We start from the raw sequence: 13,879 nt of genomic DNA on the forward strand, positions 1-13,879 counted from the left end.
GTCCGCGGCGGCGAGACTTGGCGCTTGCGACTCGGACCGCGAACCCGGACCCTCGTCTTGAGTCGGAACTGATTAGCCGTTCCAGTGACACCGGAGAGGTAAGCCCAAGGGGTTTTAGCGTCTCAACCCGAAAGGCCGGAAGGTTCAGTAACAGAATGGACAGCCACCCACCGACCTCAGCGACCGCCGACACGCCCTCCGAGGCAGACCTTGAGTGGTGCCACCAGGCCGTTCAAGGCGTCTCCCGGACGTTTGCCATCACCATCGACCTCCTCGATGCGCCGATGGCCGATGCCATCTGTGTCGGATATCTCCTCTGTCGTGTCGCCGACACCATCGAGGACGCGGGCCACATTCCGCCCGCCGAGCAGACGCGTCTGCTCTACCAGTACGACGCCGTCCTCGACCCGACCGATTCGACGACGATAGACGAGTTCCGCGAGGACGTGGACGAGTGGATACCGGACGACGACGGCGACGACGCCGACTGGTCGGTGGTCGAACACGCGCCGCGAATCGTGGCGACGTTCGACGCGTGTTCTCCGTCCGTCCGGGACGCGGTTCGCCCCCCCGTTCGGGAACTCGTCGGCGGGATGGCGATGTTCGTCGAACGCCACGCGGGCGAAGGCGGCCTTCGAATCGGGACGCGCGCGGAACTGGAGGAGTACTGCTACTACGTCGCCGGAACCGTCGGCGAACTCGTCACGAACCTCGTCTGTCGGGACGCGGATTCGGCGCAAGCGAACCGCCTCCGCGAAACGTCGGAGTCGTTCGCCCTCCTCCTGCAACTCGTCAACGTCACCAAGGACGTGTACGTCGATTACCACGACGAGAACAACGTATATCTACCAGAGACGTGGCTCGAAGACGCCGACGTTCCGCAGGACGACCTCTGTGACCCCGAACACAGCGACGACGTCGCGGACGTCGTCGCCCGAACCGCGGACCACGCTCACAGCTTCACCGACGACGCCCAAACGTATCTGGAGAGCATGCCCCGCGAACGCGGCAACCGTCTCGTCGCGTGGACGATTCCGTATCTCCTCGCGGTCGGTACGCTCCGCGAAGTTCGAAAGCGACCGGAGGACGCGCTTCGCCGGGCGGGAATCAAGGTCTCGCGCGAGGAAGTGCACGCCCTCATCGGCTCGCTCGCGGGCGGCGTCGAACGCGACGCTCTCGGCGACTTGCGCCGGACGATTTCCGAGCGGCCGTTCCACCTATCCTGATTTTCGGCCGTCCATCGGCATCAGTTTGCCCCAGTACGATGTAATCACAGGATGAGAACTCATTTCAGAGAGGAGATATCTTTGGACAGATGGCACTGTCTAGATAAGGACGAGCAGGTCGAAGAGTTAGTGATTGATGCTCCTCTCAAACCTGCTCAGAGAGAGTTTAGACACGGCTACGCTTGAATGTTGGGAGCGTGAGCGGACGGCAACGCCCGTCAGGGCGTTTGCCGTCCGGCTCCACGCGACCGGTTGCTCGCTTAGAGAAACACAAGCGATTCTTGCGCTCCTCGGCGTAAAACGGTCGCATCAAGCGATTTTTCAATGGGTTCATCGGATATCTGACAGCGTCTCCTACCCGCCGTCGGCATCGCCGACGCGGGTCGCGGTGGACGAAACCGCTGTCAAAATCAATGGTAAGTGGTCTTGGGTGTACGCTGCAATAGACACCGAGACAAAGCTGCTGCTCGGTATCGACGTGTTTGATCGGCATGGCACTGATCAAGCAGCTGTGTTTCTGTCTGGATTGGCCGAGAAACACGATTTCTCGGACGCCGTGTTTCTCGTTGATGGCTACGGCTATCGGACTGCCCTCTTTCGGATTGGGTTGAGCGGTCGGCTCGACTACACCGAGCGAAACCTGATCGAAAAGTGGTTTCACACGCTCAAACAGCGGATCGACCGCTTCCATACGTCATGGGTGGGCAGTCGGCCAAGCGTTCAGCGGTGGCTTGAACAATTTATGCACTACTATAACCATCAGCGACCGCATCAATCGCTTGAAAATCGAACACCTGTCGAGGAGGAGCTTAACTAGACAGTGCCGGACAGATTTATCTAATTTTGTGCTGTATTTTCCATGCTTGCAATAAATGATAGGTTGCCGCCCTCCCCGAACCGAACGAATCGACTCCCAAACGACTTCCGCACGGTCGAAATCGAACCGAGCGGCAGGTGAACGCTGATGCGGTCCCGGATACCCGTCCTCCTCACGGTCTGTCTCGTGCTCGCCGCCATCAGCGGGTGTGTCGGCCAAGCGCCGAGCAACGGTGCCGGTGCGGGGTCGCCGACGAAGACGACCCAAACCGCGTCGTTCAGCGACGCCAAAGCCCACGAGGTCGTGGACGACATCCGCGCGAAGCAGCGGAACATCAGCACGTACCACGCCGTCGAAGTGGAAAAGCGCACGTATCACCTTCCGAACGGAAGCACGTACTCCCGGACGCGGAAGATAGACACCACGAAGAAGTACGTCGATGGGGCGATGCTCCAGCGCCGGGAGTACTTCTCACCACGTTCGAGAACGGTCATCGAGAACGAGACGAGTTTCATCACGTACGACAGAGCCAACGACACGTACCGCGTGGGTAATCGACGTAGCGGCGGCCCGAACCACTACTTCATCAGCGGCATCTACGAGGCGCGAAACGAGTTCGAGGCCGCCTTCGAGGACGACTCGCTTTCGTACCGCGGTACGACGACCGTCCTCGGTCACGAAGTGTACGTCATCGAGTTCGACAATCCCAAAAACCCGAAGAACGCTTCGTGGTACACGTCGAAGTTCTGGATAGACACCGAATCGGGCGCGCTCGTCAAGAGCAAAACCGACTACCGGATACCGTTCGAGGAGACGCTCGCCGAACTCAAAAACGGGCGACCGTCGAAGGGAACCACGTCGGACGACGGGGCAGTCATCAAAAACGCGACGGTCGTCTTCACCTACGAGAACCTCTCCGTGAACGAGGACCTGTCAGACGGAACGTTCGAACCGCCGGAGAACGCCACCAGAAACGGTCGGTAGGGTTTTCGCGCCCACATTTTCCGTCGCCGCTCAATTTTGGTCGCCGCTCAGTACTCGTAGAAGCCCTTCCCCGTCTTCTTGCCGAGGTCGCCCGCGTCCACTTTGCGCTTCAGCAGGTAGGCGGGTTTGTATCGGTCGCCGAGTTCCTCGAACAGGGTCTGGCTGGCGTCGAGACAGATGTCGAGTCCGATGTGGTCGGCGAGCGTGAGCGGACCCATCGGGACGTTCGTTCCGAGCGTCATTCCCTTGTCGATATCCTCCTTGTCGGCGACGCCCTCGTCGTAGGCGCGGATGCCCTCGTTGATCCACGGCATGAGGATTCGGTTGGTGACGAAGCCGGGTTTGTCGTCGGACTCCCACGTCTCCTTACCGAGTTCCTCCGCGAGGTCGTGGGCGAGCGTCACCACGTCGTCGTCCGTCTTCTCGCCGACGACGAGTTCGACGCCTTTCATGATGGGAACGGGGTTCATGAAGTGCAGACCGACGATTTGCTCCTCGCGGTCGGTCACGCTGGCGATGGTCGTGATGGAGAGCGTGCTGGTGTTGGTGGCCAGCACGACGTCTTCGGGGAGCACCTCGTCCAAGTCGGCGAAGATGTCCTGTTTGATGTCCATGTTCTCGACGGCGGCCTCGACGACGAAATCGCAGTCCGCGAGGTCGTCGAGTTCGGTCGTGCCCGTGATTCGGTCGAGTACCCCGTCGGCTTCCTCCTGACTCATCTTCTCCTTTCCGACGAATCTGTCGAGGCTCCCCTCGATGGTGTCGAACCCGTTTTCCACGAACTCCGCTTTGATGTCGCGCATAACCACGTCGAACCCGTTCGCGGCGGCGACTTGCGCGATGCCGCTGCCCATGGTGCCTGCGCCAACTACGCCGATGCTGTCGATATCGGAAAGCGTCCGCATGGTGGCGAGTGCTCCGGGAACGGTTGTAAGGATAGCGGAACGAAAGCGGAGTCAGAAACCTGTTGACACAGTAACGATTCGGACAGGTCGAATGGCGAAACATTCAAGATGAGTGAGTGGGAGAAAGAAATGAATCGGTGAGGGCCGTGACGGAAAACGAGACACGCGAAGCGGACGTGACCGTGACCGAAACGACGGACGTGAAATTCGTCGGACCAGCGACGGCGGCGGTTATCGACGACGCGTCGTTCGGCGTCAAAGCCATCCAAAACCGAACCGTCTCCTACGAGATGCTCCGCGAAGCGGGCGTCAATCCCGGCGTCGCCGGTCGTCTGCGGCGCGAACACTCCCTGTCGTGGTCCTTCGAATCCGGAAACGACCTGACCGACAGGTCCACGCAAGTTCGTGGCCTCCAGGACGATGAGCGGGCGTGGATTGCCGCCAGTTCCGGCGACTGGGAGCGTGAGACGCCCGAAACCGCCACGACGGACGGGAGCGGCGAGGCTGAAGCGGAGGAGGCGGCGTGGCGCGACCGAAGTAGCCCTGACCCCGTGACCGACGTGCCGGAAATCGACGACCGCCTCGCGGACGAACTCGCGGAAGCGGGCATCACCTCGGTTCGAAGCCTCGCCATCGCCAACCCGGAGCGCGTCGCCGACTCGCTTTCGTTCGATCGGAATCGAGTTACTAAATGGCGCGACTCGGCCCACGAATTGCTGTGAATTTACTACTATTGTAGTCTTCAATATACTCGATAGGACTCCCAAGATGGCCGAAAACGGGCATTCCGCTCTGCGCGCGACCAGTACACTCATATACGTCGTGGGCGCAGTTCGGGACGATGATTCCGCTGACTGACTCGCAAGTCACGCGAGACGGCAAAGCACTCATTCTCGCAATGGACCACGGACTGGAGCACGGACCCTCCGCCGACTTCGGTTCCGTTCCGGACACTCTCGACCCCGAGAAGATATTCGAAACCGCGACGCACGACGCGGTGACCTGTCTCGCGGTCCAGAAAGGTATCGCCGAGACCTACTACCCCTCCTACGACGACGACGTGAACCTGCTCGCCAAGCTCAACGGGACGAGCAACCTCTGGACGGGCGAGCCGTACTCGCCGCAGAACTGGACGGTCGATTACGCGGCCGAACTCGGCGCGGACGCCGTCGGCTACACCGTCTACTCCGGTTCGAACCACGAGTGCGACATGTACGAGGACTTCCGCGACGTGCAGGAGCGGGCACACCGCGAATACGACATGCCCGTCGTCATGTGGTCGTACCCCCGCGGACAGGGACTCAAGAACGACACCAAAGAGAGCGTCATCGCCTACGCGACCCGAATCGCGCTCGAAATCGGCGCGGACATGGCGAAGGTCAAGTACCCCGGAACGCGCGAGTCGATGGAATGGGCCGTCAAATCCGCCGCCGACATGCCCGTCGTCATGAGCGGCGGGTCGAAGACCAGCGACTACGAGTTCCTCTCCAGCGTCGAAGCCGTGATGGACGCTGGCGGTTCCGGACTCGCCGTCGGACGGAACGTCTGGCAGCGTGACGACCCCGAGCGCATCCTCGACGCGCTCGAAAAGGTCATCTTCGAGGGCGCAACGGCCGACGAAGCGCTCTAACGATGGAGACGGTTACAAAAATCATCGAGGTCGTCGCGTCCGCCGCCCCCGAGATTCGCGGCGGTCTCACCGGTCGTCGTCGGAAGGCCGACGAGGAAAATCCCAGCGGGGAAATCCAGATGGCCGCTGACGTGTGGGCCGACGAGCACCTCGAAGCCGAGTTGACCGCCATCGAGGGCGTCGGCGAGTTCGCCAGCGAGGAGCGCGAACACGTCGTCGATTGCGGCGAGGGACTGTCAGTCGCCATCGACCCCCTCGACGGGTCGTCCAACCTCAAATCGAACAACTCGATGGGGACCATCGTCGGAATCTACGATGCGCCGCTCCCGGCGAAGGGAACGGACCTCGTCGCGTCGGCGTTCGTCCTCTTCGGACCCATCACGACGATGATGGTCGCCCGCGACGGGTCCGTGACGGAGTACGTTATAGAGGACGGCGAACAACGAGTCGTTACCGAGGACGTCACGCTCCCGGACGACCCCACGGTCTACGGCTTCGGCGGCCGCGTCCCGGACTGGCCCGAGGCGTTCACGGCCTACGCCCGCGACGTCGAGGACGAACTCAAACTGCGCTACGGCGGCGCGATGATCGGAGACGTGAATCAAGTGCTGACTTACGGCGGCGTGTTCGCCTATCCCGGCCTCGAATCGCGCCCCGAGGGAAAACTCCGCCTCCAGTTCGAGGGGAACCCGATGGCGTACATCATCGAGTCCGCCGGTGGCCGCTCCTCCGACGGCGAGCAATCGATTCTCGACGTGACGCCGGAGGAACTCCATCAGCGAGTGCCGCTGCACATCGGTAACGCGGAACTCATCGACCGCCTCGAATCGGCGCTGTAACGCTCCGCTCCGTTTTTTCCCAACCCACTCGTGCGACGACGAGTTACGTCCCGGCCGTCGTATTCGTCGCCGCCGTCGTCCGCGGTCCCGTCGTGGTCGCGACCGTGGTCGGACCGGCGGTCGCGGTCGGTCCGCTAACGGTCGTTCGCGGCACCGTCGTTTGCGGAATGCCGCCGACCTGCCGGATGCACGCCTGCACGTCGTCCTGCCGTGCCGTCGCGACCTGCTGACCGTTCGAATCGAAGACCGTCGCGTTGACGAAGACGTACCCGGAGACGTTGAGGTCGGCCGTCGTGTTCGTCCACGTGGTGGTTCCGTTCGGCGCTCGCTCGAAGTCCGCCGACGAGACGTTCCTCGTCACCAGCACGGCAGACTGCGGGTTCGAGGCGTTCACCAACACCGCCTCGACCCGGTAATCGGCCGGTTGGGTCGCGTTCGCCGTGATTCTCGTGCACGTCAGGTTCATCGTGAGCGGTGCGGTCGGCGGTGCGGTGGTCGTGGTGGTCGTAGTTGTCGTGGTCGTCGTGGTGGTGGTTGTCGTCGGTGGAGTCGTGGTCGTCGTGGCGTTCGGTGTGGTGGTCGTAGTAGTCGCCGGGGTCGGTGGAGTCGTGGTGACGTTCGTGGTGGGTGTGGTTGTCGTGACAGTTGGTGTCGTGGTGGTCGCCGAAGTCGTCGTCGGGGTTGCCGCCGGAGTCGTCGTAGTCGCACCCGGCGTCGTGGTCGGTTGCGTCGGCGTCGGTTCCCCGCCAGCCTCGCTTCGGGCGGCTTCACGGAGGGTCTCCGGCGGGACGTTTTCCTCCGTCTGGAGGCGGGTTTCGGCCTGTGAAATCCCGGAGCGCGCGGTCCGTTGTATCTGACTCGCGTCGTTCACATTTTGCTGCGTGGCCGCCTGCGTCGCACCCGCGGCTGCGCCGAACGACGCCGCCTGCACCTGCCGGACGCTCGCTCGCTGGATTTGCGTGACTCCGCCGGTCGCCGCTCCGCGTGACGCGGCCTGAATCTGCGTCACGGTCGCCTGCTGACTCTGGGAAATCGCGCCGCCCGCCGCGCCGCTCGTCGCCGCTTGCACCTGTCGGACGGAGACTTGCTGGCGTTGGCTCGCCGTGACGCCACCCGCACACGCCCCTCGTGCCGCGGCCTGCACTTGGGTGACGCTCACCTGCTGATTCTGCGTGACGGCACCCGACGCCGCGCCGAGGCAGGCCGACTGAATCTGCGTGATTCGGACGGTCTGCACCTGCGTGATGCCGCCCTGTGCCGCCCCTTTCGCGGCGGCCTGTATCTGCTGGACGTTCACGACCTGCTTCTGGACGGCACCCTGCACCGCGCCTTGTGCCGACCCCTGTGCGACGATCTGTATCTGGACGATGCTGACGACCTGTATCTGCGTGACGCTCAACGCGCCGACCGCCGCGCCGCGACACGCCGCCTGTATCTGCTCGACCGACGCCTGTTGAACCTGCCTGAGTCCACCGCTCACGGCACCCTGCGCCGCGACCTGAATCTGCGTCACGGTCACCTGCTGAACCTGCGAGACGGCACCCGCCGCCGCCCCGCGAGTCGCCGCCTGTATCTGTTCGACGCTCACCTGCTGGCGCTGCGTGACGCCGCCCCGAGCTGCGCCCATCGCGGCGACTTGCACCTGCTTCGCGTTCGCGCGTTGAGCTTGGACCGCCCCGCTCGCGGCCCCGCGGGTCGCCGCCTGTATCTGTTCGACCGAGGCGCTCTGTCGCTGGTCTAGCGCGCCGAACGCGGCCCCCTGTCCGGCCTCCTGAATCTGGGAGACGCTGGCCTTCTGATTCCCAGTTGCGCCGGTCGCCGCTCCCTGTGCAGCGCCGCGAGCGGCGGCCTGCACCTGCGAGACGCTCGCCTGCTGGCTTCCTGCGGCCGCGCCGTGACCCGCGCCGAACGCGGCGGCCTGCACTTGCGAGACGTTTGCCTGCTGTACCTGCGTGGCCGCACCGGCCGTCGCGCCGCGCGTCACCGACTGAATCTGGGTCACGTTCACCCGCTGACTCTGAAGCAGGACGCCGTGTGCGGCACCGCGGGCGGCGGCCTGAACTTGGGCGACGGACGCCTGCTGATTCTGGGAAATCGCCTGTGCCGCCCCTTCGATGGCGGCCTGTCGTTGCTGTTGCGTGATGGTGACGCCCTGTCGCTGTACCAGCGCTGCCCCCTGAACTGCCCCGCGGGTCGCGGCCTGCTCACGGTCCGACTGGTTCGCTCCTGCCTGCTGGAGGAGCCTCTCCGAACTCCCGCTCGCCGATAACAGCGGGAGCGTTCGTGTGGATTCCGACGACCGTTCGCGGGGCGCATCGGACTGTTTCGAAATCGAAACGACCCCGAGACTCGCGGTGCTGACGAGGATAAGGAGGGCGAGGGCAACCGCGAGGCCGGTGCGTGTACGTCGAGTCATGAGATACGACCTGCACGCCGGAAAGCCATGTTAACAGAGGACATTGTTAATTCCGTTCTTCGAACCATCGACCTCGGTCGAGGATTCCCGGAGGGTCGCAGTCGCCAATACCGAAAGTAGTCACGGCGAACTATCGCGGTAATCTCGATTTCGAAGCATCGAATCCCATCACCGCACCAACCCGAATCTATTCGGTGTCTAATTCATTAGAAATAAAACTCTTGGGGCCGGTGATTTCATTTTCGTTGCCAGTTTTCTAGGTGTCTAGATTCACCATTCTTTATCTATGGTGGTCAACTGCTCTTGAGCGTCGCATGAGCAACGAGTCACCCTACCGTGACGACTCGGGGAACCGTCCGTCGAGTCATCCGTCCCACGTACTTCGCGCTGAGCCAGCAGTGAGCAGACCGTCGTTCGACGACATCTTCGAACTGCTGTCGGATAAGCGACGACGATACGCCATCCACTATCTCTCGACGACAGCGGACGGCGTAGCGACGCTTTCCGATCTCGTCGAACAGGTCGTTACGTGGGAAACAGAAACATCGGCCAACGACGTCCCCGACGACTACCGTCGCCGCGTCGAGGCATCGCTTCACCACACACACCTCCCGAAACTCGCTGACGCGAACATCATCGATTACGATGCACGGAGTGAATCGCTTCGGTACTGGGGTCAACCCGTACTCGAAGAGTACGCGGAGCACGTCGCGGCCATGGAACTGCCCGACCAGTAACCGCCTTCGATTTCACTCCGCGCTACCCCTACCTCCGCAGACGCTTCTAGCTCTCCCCCATCGTTTTTCCTCGGGGCGCATGCGAAAATGTTGCCGCGATAGAAAGGGAAAACGGTTTGAAATCGCCTCACGGATTCACATTCATGAAAGTTCGTATCGGTACGGAGGCGACCGACGAGGAAGCCTCGGCAATCGCCAGCGCGCTCGCCAAGCACGTCGGCAGCGAAGTGGAAGTGTTCGTCGGCGACGCGGACGAACCGACCGCCACGTGGAGCGACCCCGGTGAGTCGCCGGAGGACGACCTCGGGCCGACGGAGCGCGAGGAACTCCTCTGGGAGGAAATCGAGGACATCGAGTCGGGCGGGAAGGAAAAGTACAAAGAACGCCTCTCGGAGAAGGGCAAACTGTTCGTCCGCGACCGACTCGACCTCTGGTTTGGAGAGGAAGGTCTGAAGTTCGAGGACGGCCGGTTCGCCGAGTTCGACGCGGACGACCGACTGCCCGCGGACGGTCTCATAACCGGCGCGGCGGAGTTCGAGGACCGCGACCTCCACTTCATGGCGAACGACTTCACGGTCAAAGCCGGAAGCATGGCCGCGAAGGGGGTCGAGAAGTTCCTCCGCATGCAACAGCGGGCGCTCCAGAACGGCAAACCGGTCCTCTACCTGATGGACTCCTCCGGCGGCCGAATCGACCAGCAGTCCGGCTTCTTCGCCAACCGCGAGGGTATCGGCAAGTACTACTACAACCACTCGATGCTCTCCGGTCGCGTGCCACAGATTTGCGTCCTCTACGGACCGTGTATCGCGGGGGCCGCCTACACCCCGGTTTTCGCGGACTTCACCATCATGGTCGAGGAGATGTCGGCGATGGCCATCGCCTCCCCGCGGATGGTGCAGATGGTGACGGGCGAGGACATCAGCATGCAGGACCTCGGCGGCGCGAACATGCACGCCGAACACTCCGGGAGCGCCGACCTCGTGGCGCGCGACGAGGAACACGCCCGCGAACTCGTTTCCGACCTCATCACGTACCTGCCCGACAAGGCTCACGAGAAACCGCCGCGGAGCGAACCGAAAGCTCCCGAACTGTCCCCCGAGGGAATCGACGGGGTAATCCCCGACAGCCCGAACCGCGCCTACGACATGACCGACCTGATAGACCGCGTGGTGGATGCGGACTCCTACTTCGAACTCAGGCCGGATTTCGGCGGCGAAATCATTACCGCCTTCGCGCGAATCGACGGCCGACCGGTCGGCATCGTCGCCAACCAACCGGCACAGCGCTCCGGGGCCATCTTCCCCGACGCCGCCGAGAAGGCCGCCGAGTTCATCTGGAAGTGCGACGCGTTCGAGATTCCGCTCCTCTACCTCTGTGACACGCCGGGGTTCATGGCGGGGTCGCAGGTGGAAAAGGACGCGATTCTGGAGAAAGGGAAGAAGATGATTTACGCCACCTCTTCCTCCACCGTCCCGAAACTCTCCGTCGTCGTTCGGAAGGCCTACGGCGCGGGTATCTACGCCATGTCCGGGCCTGCCTACGACCCGCAGAGCGTCATCGCGCTCCCGTCGGGCGAAATCGGCATCATGGGACCGGAAGCCGCCATCAACGCCGTCTACGCGAACAAACTGAACGCCATCGACGACGAAGACGAACGCGCCCAGCGCGAACAGGAACTCCGCGAGGAGTACCGGGAGGACATCGACGTCCACCGCATGGCGAGCGAGATGGTCATCGACGACATCGTTCCGCCGAGCACCCTCCGCGAGGAACTCGTCCAGCGCTACGACTTCTACGCGGGCTTGGAGAAGGACCTGCCGGACAAGAAGCACGGCACGATTCTATAAGCCGACAAACACGGTACGATTCTGTAAGCCGAACGGCTTCGAGGGTTTAGCCCCACTCTAAGCCGGATAAGTCGGTTCATAATAAAGCACCGTTCCGCCGTGCGTGTGGATGACGTGGAATTTCCGCGCCATCACCCATGAGCCACCAGCAGTTCTCCTACCGGTATCAGCGCACGGACTGGTTCGATTTCGGCGGCATCGAGCGATTGCTCTGGGCCGTCGTCATCCTCGCACTCGTCGGGGACTTACTCACGACGTACGCCGGGTTACAGGCGGGACTCACCGAATCGAACCCGGTCGCACGCCACGCGCTCGGCCAGTTCGGTTTCCTCTCGCTCGTCGGGTTGAAGGCGTTCGCGCTCGGCGTCGGGTTCGTCGGGCGGACGTTGATTCCGCGGGAGTACGTGGCGCTCGTCCCGGCGGGTCTCGCCCTCCCGTGGCTGTTCGCCGTGGTCGTGAACCTCTCGCTGTTCTTCCACTAGGGTTTCTTGAGCGAGAGCACCGTCCGCTCGAACTCGCAAACGGGCGTTTCGTCGTCTCCATCGACTTTGAAGACCTCGACTTTCATCGTGACGACGCCGCGCTCGCCGTCGCTCGTCTCGCGCTTGTCTGTGACGGTGGACTGGGCGCGAATTGTGTCCCCGTGGAACACCGGCTCGGGGTGTGAGACGTTATCGTACGAGAGGTTGGCGACGATGGTTCCGTCGGTCGTGTCCGGAATCGACACGCCCACCGCCACGCTCATCGTGTACAGCCCGTTGACCAGCCGTTCGCCGAACTGGGTGTCCGCCGCGAAGTCGGCGTCCAAGTGGAGCGGCTGTTGGTTCATCGTCATGTCACAGAAACGCTGATTATCGCTTTCACTGATAGTTCTTCGTTTCTCGTGTTCGATGGTTTGGCCCACTTCGAACTCTTCGTAGTACAGTCCGGTCATGCGAACTCCTGCGATGAGCGGGGGAAAAATCCTGTCGGTCTGGGTGCGATTGTCACGACCGTTTCGACTGTTGCACGCCCGATGGTCGGGTGTAAGCGGTTCATAACAAAGTGGATAGTATTCGAACGAAGTGATAATCAGACCGACATCAAGTCAGTGATGAAACATGGAGGGAGAGGACACGCGACGGACGACAGCGGGGAATCGTGACGGAAAACAGACTAGAACACCGTCGGAGTTCGGGGGGACGGGACGACGTAACGCGTTCGATAGAAACGCGACCGGCGAGTTTCAGTTCGACCAGGTGGTTCGACGCGGCGATACTACGATTTCGCGGAGCGTCGAATGGTCGTCCGAACGGTCTACGACGACCGACGAAGCGTCCTCGGAGGGGCGAACCACGTTCATATCCGACGGCGGTGTCGATGCTCCGGATTCGTCACGAGCGTCCGCCGACGCCGAACCGAAGGCCCAAAGCGGGACATCCACCTCCGGCGTCGAGACGGAGCGGACGGCACCGATTGCTCCGGCCGACGACAGCAGGCGCGCTCACGCGCGCTGGTACGCCCAAGTCGGCGGCCCGGTCGAAACCTCGGCCGTCGTCAGGGACGGGTCCGTGTACGTCGGAACCGAGAACGGGTTCGTCTGTCGTATCGACCGACGGGACGGCGTGAGCGACTGGCTGTTTCAGGCGGCCAACGCGGTGGGGTCGCCGATGCCGGGCCCGGAGTTGACCTACGTCGGCGACCGAAACGGGAACCTGTTCGCCCTCGACGGAGCGAGCGGGGCGCGGGAATGGACCTTCGAGGCCGACGCGGGCGTGGAGGTGTCGCCGATACTGCTCGGCAATACGCTCTACGTCGCGGCCCGGGACGGGCAGGTGTCCGCGCTCGACGCCGCGACCGGCGAGCAAACCGCGTCGTTCCGGAGTCCGGCGCGGGCGCTCACGTCGATGCGAATCGCGGGCGGAACCCTCTACGCGACCGGACTCGACGGCGGCCTGTTCGCCCACGATGTGGACGACGGGGACGAACGCTTCCGCTTCGCACCGTCTCTCGCCATCGCTGGCGCACCCGCGGTCATCGGCGACACGGCGTACGTCGGGACCGTGGACGGTGACCGCATCTACGCGCTCGACGCCGAGACGGGCGAGACGGAGTGGCGGTACGAGGCGGACGACGGTATCTGGTCGTCGCCCGCCGTCGGGGATGACCTCGTCTACGTCGGCTGTGCGGACGGGAGCGTCTCGGCGCTCGACGCGCGGGGCGGGGTCGTTCGATGGCGCGTCCAAACCGGCGCACGCGTGTGGGGGTCGCCCGTCGTCACGGACGAACTGGTGTACGTCTGCAACGACGACGGACTACTGCTCGCCCTCGACCGGGCCGACGGTCGTCTCCGGTGGCATTTCCGGGCACACGATTCGTTGGTCGGCGCACCAGCGGTGGGAAGCGATGCCATCTACGTCGGGGACGTCGCCGGAACGGTCTACGCCCTTCCCCCGTAACCCGTCTCACCTCGCGCGTGTCCCCTCTCCTTCATGTTCT

Annotated in this window: 13 protein-coding genes; 10 read left to right on the forward strand and 3 right to left on the reverse strand. The window is 63.1% G+C overall.

Annotated features, from left to right (window positions below; all coding sequences use genetic code 11):
* The first annotated feature begins 155 nt into the window (after nt 1–155).
* From V5735_RS02125 to V5735_RS02135, 3 genes are all read left to right on the forward strand, one after another.
* Complete coding sequence (locus tag V5735_RS02125) at nt 156–1,226, forward strand: phytoene/squalene synthase family protein (RefSeq protein ID WP_423744854.1); 1,071 nt, start codon at nt 156–158, stop codon at nt 1,224–1,226.
* A gap of 136 nt (nt 1,227–1,362) precedes the next feature.
* Complete coding sequence (locus tag V5735_RS02130; RefSeq protein WP_423744855.1) at nt 1,363–2,043, forward strand: IS6 family transposase; 681 nt, start codon at nt 1,363–1,365, stop codon at nt 2,041–2,043.
* 147 nt (nt 2,044–2,190) lie between these two features.
* Nucleotides 2,191–3,027 carry a hypothetical protein gene (locus V5735_RS02135; RefSeq protein WP_423744856.1) on the forward strand — a complete coding sequence of 279 codons (837 nt, stop codon included), beginning with the start codon at nt 2,191–2,193 and terminating at the stop codon, nt 3,025–3,027.
* Nucleotides 3,028–3,074: 47 nt separating this feature from the next.
* On the opposite strand, the gene V5735_RS02140 is transcribed toward V5735_RS02135, so the two are convergent.
* The gene (locus V5735_RS02140) at nt 3,075–3,932 is read right to left on the reverse strand and encodes a 3-hydroxyacyl-CoA dehydrogenase family protein (RefSeq protein WP_423744857.1); all 858 of its coding nucleotides are present in this window, start codon (nt 3,930–3,932) and stop codon (nt 3,075–3,077) included.
* 146 nt (nt 3,933–4,078) lie between these two features.
* On the opposite strand from V5735_RS02140, the gene V5735_RS02145 reads away from it, so the two are divergent.
* The 3 genes from V5735_RS02145 to V5735_RS02155 all read left to right on the forward strand — a co-directional run bounded on the left by V5735_RS02145 (nt 4,079) and on the right by V5735_RS02155 (nt 6,401).
* On the forward strand, nt 4,079–4,654 hold the full coding sequence (locus V5735_RS02145) for a DUF7409 domain-containing protein (RefSeq protein ID WP_423744858.1): 576 nt from the start codon (nt 4,079–4,081) through the stop codon (nt 4,652–4,654).
* Between the two features lie 119 nt (nt 4,655–4,773).
* Nucleotides 4,774–5,562, forward strand: coding sequence for a class I fructose-bisphosphate aldolase (locus V5735_RS02150; protein WP_069451083.1), 789 nt, complete (start codon nt 4,774–4,776; stop codon nt 5,560–5,562).
* 2 nt (nt 5,563–5,564) lie between these two features.
* Entirely contained in the window at nt 5,565–6,401 is an 837-nt protein-coding gene (locus V5735_RS02155; protein WP_423744859.1) for a class 1 fructose-bisphosphatase, read from the forward strand.
* Between the two features lie 43 nt (nt 6,402–6,444).
* Here the strand turns inward: V5735_RS02155 and V5735_RS02160 are convergent, their stop codons facing one another.
* A complete protein-coding gene (locus V5735_RS02160; protein ID WP_423744860.1) occupies nt 6,445–8,817 on the reverse strand; it encodes a hypothetical protein in 2,373 nt (790 codons plus the stop codon).
* Nucleotides 8,818–9,131: 314 nt separating this feature from the next.
* On the opposite strand from V5735_RS02160, the gene V5735_RS02165 reads away from it, so the two are divergent.
* From V5735_RS02165 to V5735_RS02175, 3 genes are all read left to right on the forward strand, one after another.
* Nucleotides 9,132–9,554, forward strand: a complete 423-nt coding sequence (locus tag V5735_RS02165) for a DUF7344 domain-containing protein (RefSeq protein ID WP_232423712.1) — start codon at nt 9,132–9,134, stop codon at nt 9,552–9,554.
* Between the two features lie 143 nt (nt 9,555–9,697).
* The gene (locus V5735_RS02170) at nt 9,698–11,401 is read left to right on the forward strand and encodes an acyl-CoA carboxylase subunit beta (RefSeq protein WP_423744861.1); all 1,704 of its coding nucleotides are present in this window, start codon (nt 9,698–9,700) and stop codon (nt 11,399–11,401) included.
* A gap of 137 nt (nt 11,402–11,538) precedes the next feature.
* Complete coding sequence (locus tag V5735_RS02175) at nt 11,539–11,883, forward strand: DUF5658 family protein (protein WP_007982720.1); 345 nt, start codon at nt 11,539–11,541, stop codon at nt 11,881–11,883.
* On the opposite strand, the gene V5735_RS02180 is transcribed toward V5735_RS02175, so the two are convergent.
* Nucleotides 11,880–12,335, reverse strand: a complete 456-nt coding sequence (locus tag V5735_RS02180; protein ID WP_423744862.1) for a MaoC family dehydratase — start codon at nt 12,333–12,335, stop codon at nt 11,880–11,882. The two genes, V5735_RS02175 and V5735_RS02180, sit on opposite strands and share 4 nt — an antisense overlap.
* A 166-nt stretch (nt 12,336–12,501) precedes the next feature.
* Between V5735_RS02180 and V5735_RS02185 the strand changes: the two genes are divergently transcribed.
* A complete protein-coding gene (locus V5735_RS02185; RefSeq protein WP_423744863.1) occupies nt 12,502–13,839 on the forward strand; it encodes a PQQ-binding-like beta-propeller repeat protein in 1,338 nt (445 codons plus the stop codon).
* Nucleotides 13,840–13,879 lie beyond the last annotated feature (40 nt).

Source organism: Haladaptatus sp. SPP-AMP-3 (genome assembly GCF_049568665.1).
GTDB classification, from domain to species: domain Archaea; phylum Halobacteriota; class Halobacteria; order Halobacteriales; family Haladaptataceae; genus Haladaptatus; species Haladaptatus paucihalophilus.

Excerpts from the sequence above, each read along its gene's own strand:
- V5735_RS02125 (WP_423744854.1), top strand. The coding sequence starts at position 156 with ATGGACAGCCACCCACCGACCTCAGCGACCGCCGACACGCCCTCCGAG.
- V5735_RS02130 (WP_423744855.1), top strand. The coding sequence starts at position 1,363 with ATGCTCCTCTCAAACCTGCTCAGAGAGAGTTTAGACACGGCTACGCTT.
- V5735_RS02135 (WP_423744856.1), top strand. The coding sequence starts at position 2,191 with ATGCGGTCCCGGATACCCGTCCTCCTCACGGTCTGTCTCGTGCTCGCC.
- V5735_RS02140 (WP_423744857.1), bottom strand. The coding sequence starts at position 3,932 with ATGCGGACGCTTTCCGATATCGACAGCATCGGCGTAGTTGGCGCAGGC.
- V5735_RS02150 (WP_069451083.1), top strand. The coding sequence starts at position 4,774 with ATGATTCCGCTGACTGACTCGCAAGTCACGCGAGACGGCAAAGCACTC.
- V5735_RS02155 (WP_423744859.1), top strand. The coding sequence starts at position 5,565 with ATGGAGACGGTTACAAAAATCATCGAGGTCGTCGCGTCCGCCGCCCCC.
- V5735_RS02160 (WP_423744860.1), bottom strand. The coding sequence starts at position 8,817 with ATGACTCGACGTACACGCACCGGCCTCGCGGTTGCCCTCGCCCTCCTT.
- V5735_RS02165 (WP_232423712.1), top strand. The coding sequence starts at position 9,132 with ATGAGCAACGAGTCACCCTACCGTGACGACTCGGGGAACCGTCCGTCG.
- V5735_RS02170 (WP_423744861.1), top strand. The coding sequence starts at position 9,698 with ATGAAAGTTCGTATCGGTACGGAGGCGACCGACGAGGAAGCCTCGGCA.
- V5735_RS02175 (WP_007982720.1), top strand. The coding sequence starts at position 11,539 with ATGAGCCACCAGCAGTTCTCCTACCGGTATCAGCGCACGGACTGGTTC.
- V5735_RS02180 (WP_423744862.1), bottom strand. The coding sequence starts at position 12,335 with ATGACCGGACTGTACTACGAAGAGTTCGAAGTGGGCCAAACCATCGAA.
- V5735_RS02185 (WP_423744863.1), top strand. The coding sequence starts at position 12,502 with ATGGAGGGAGAGGACACGCGACGGACGACAGCGGGGAATCGTGACGGA.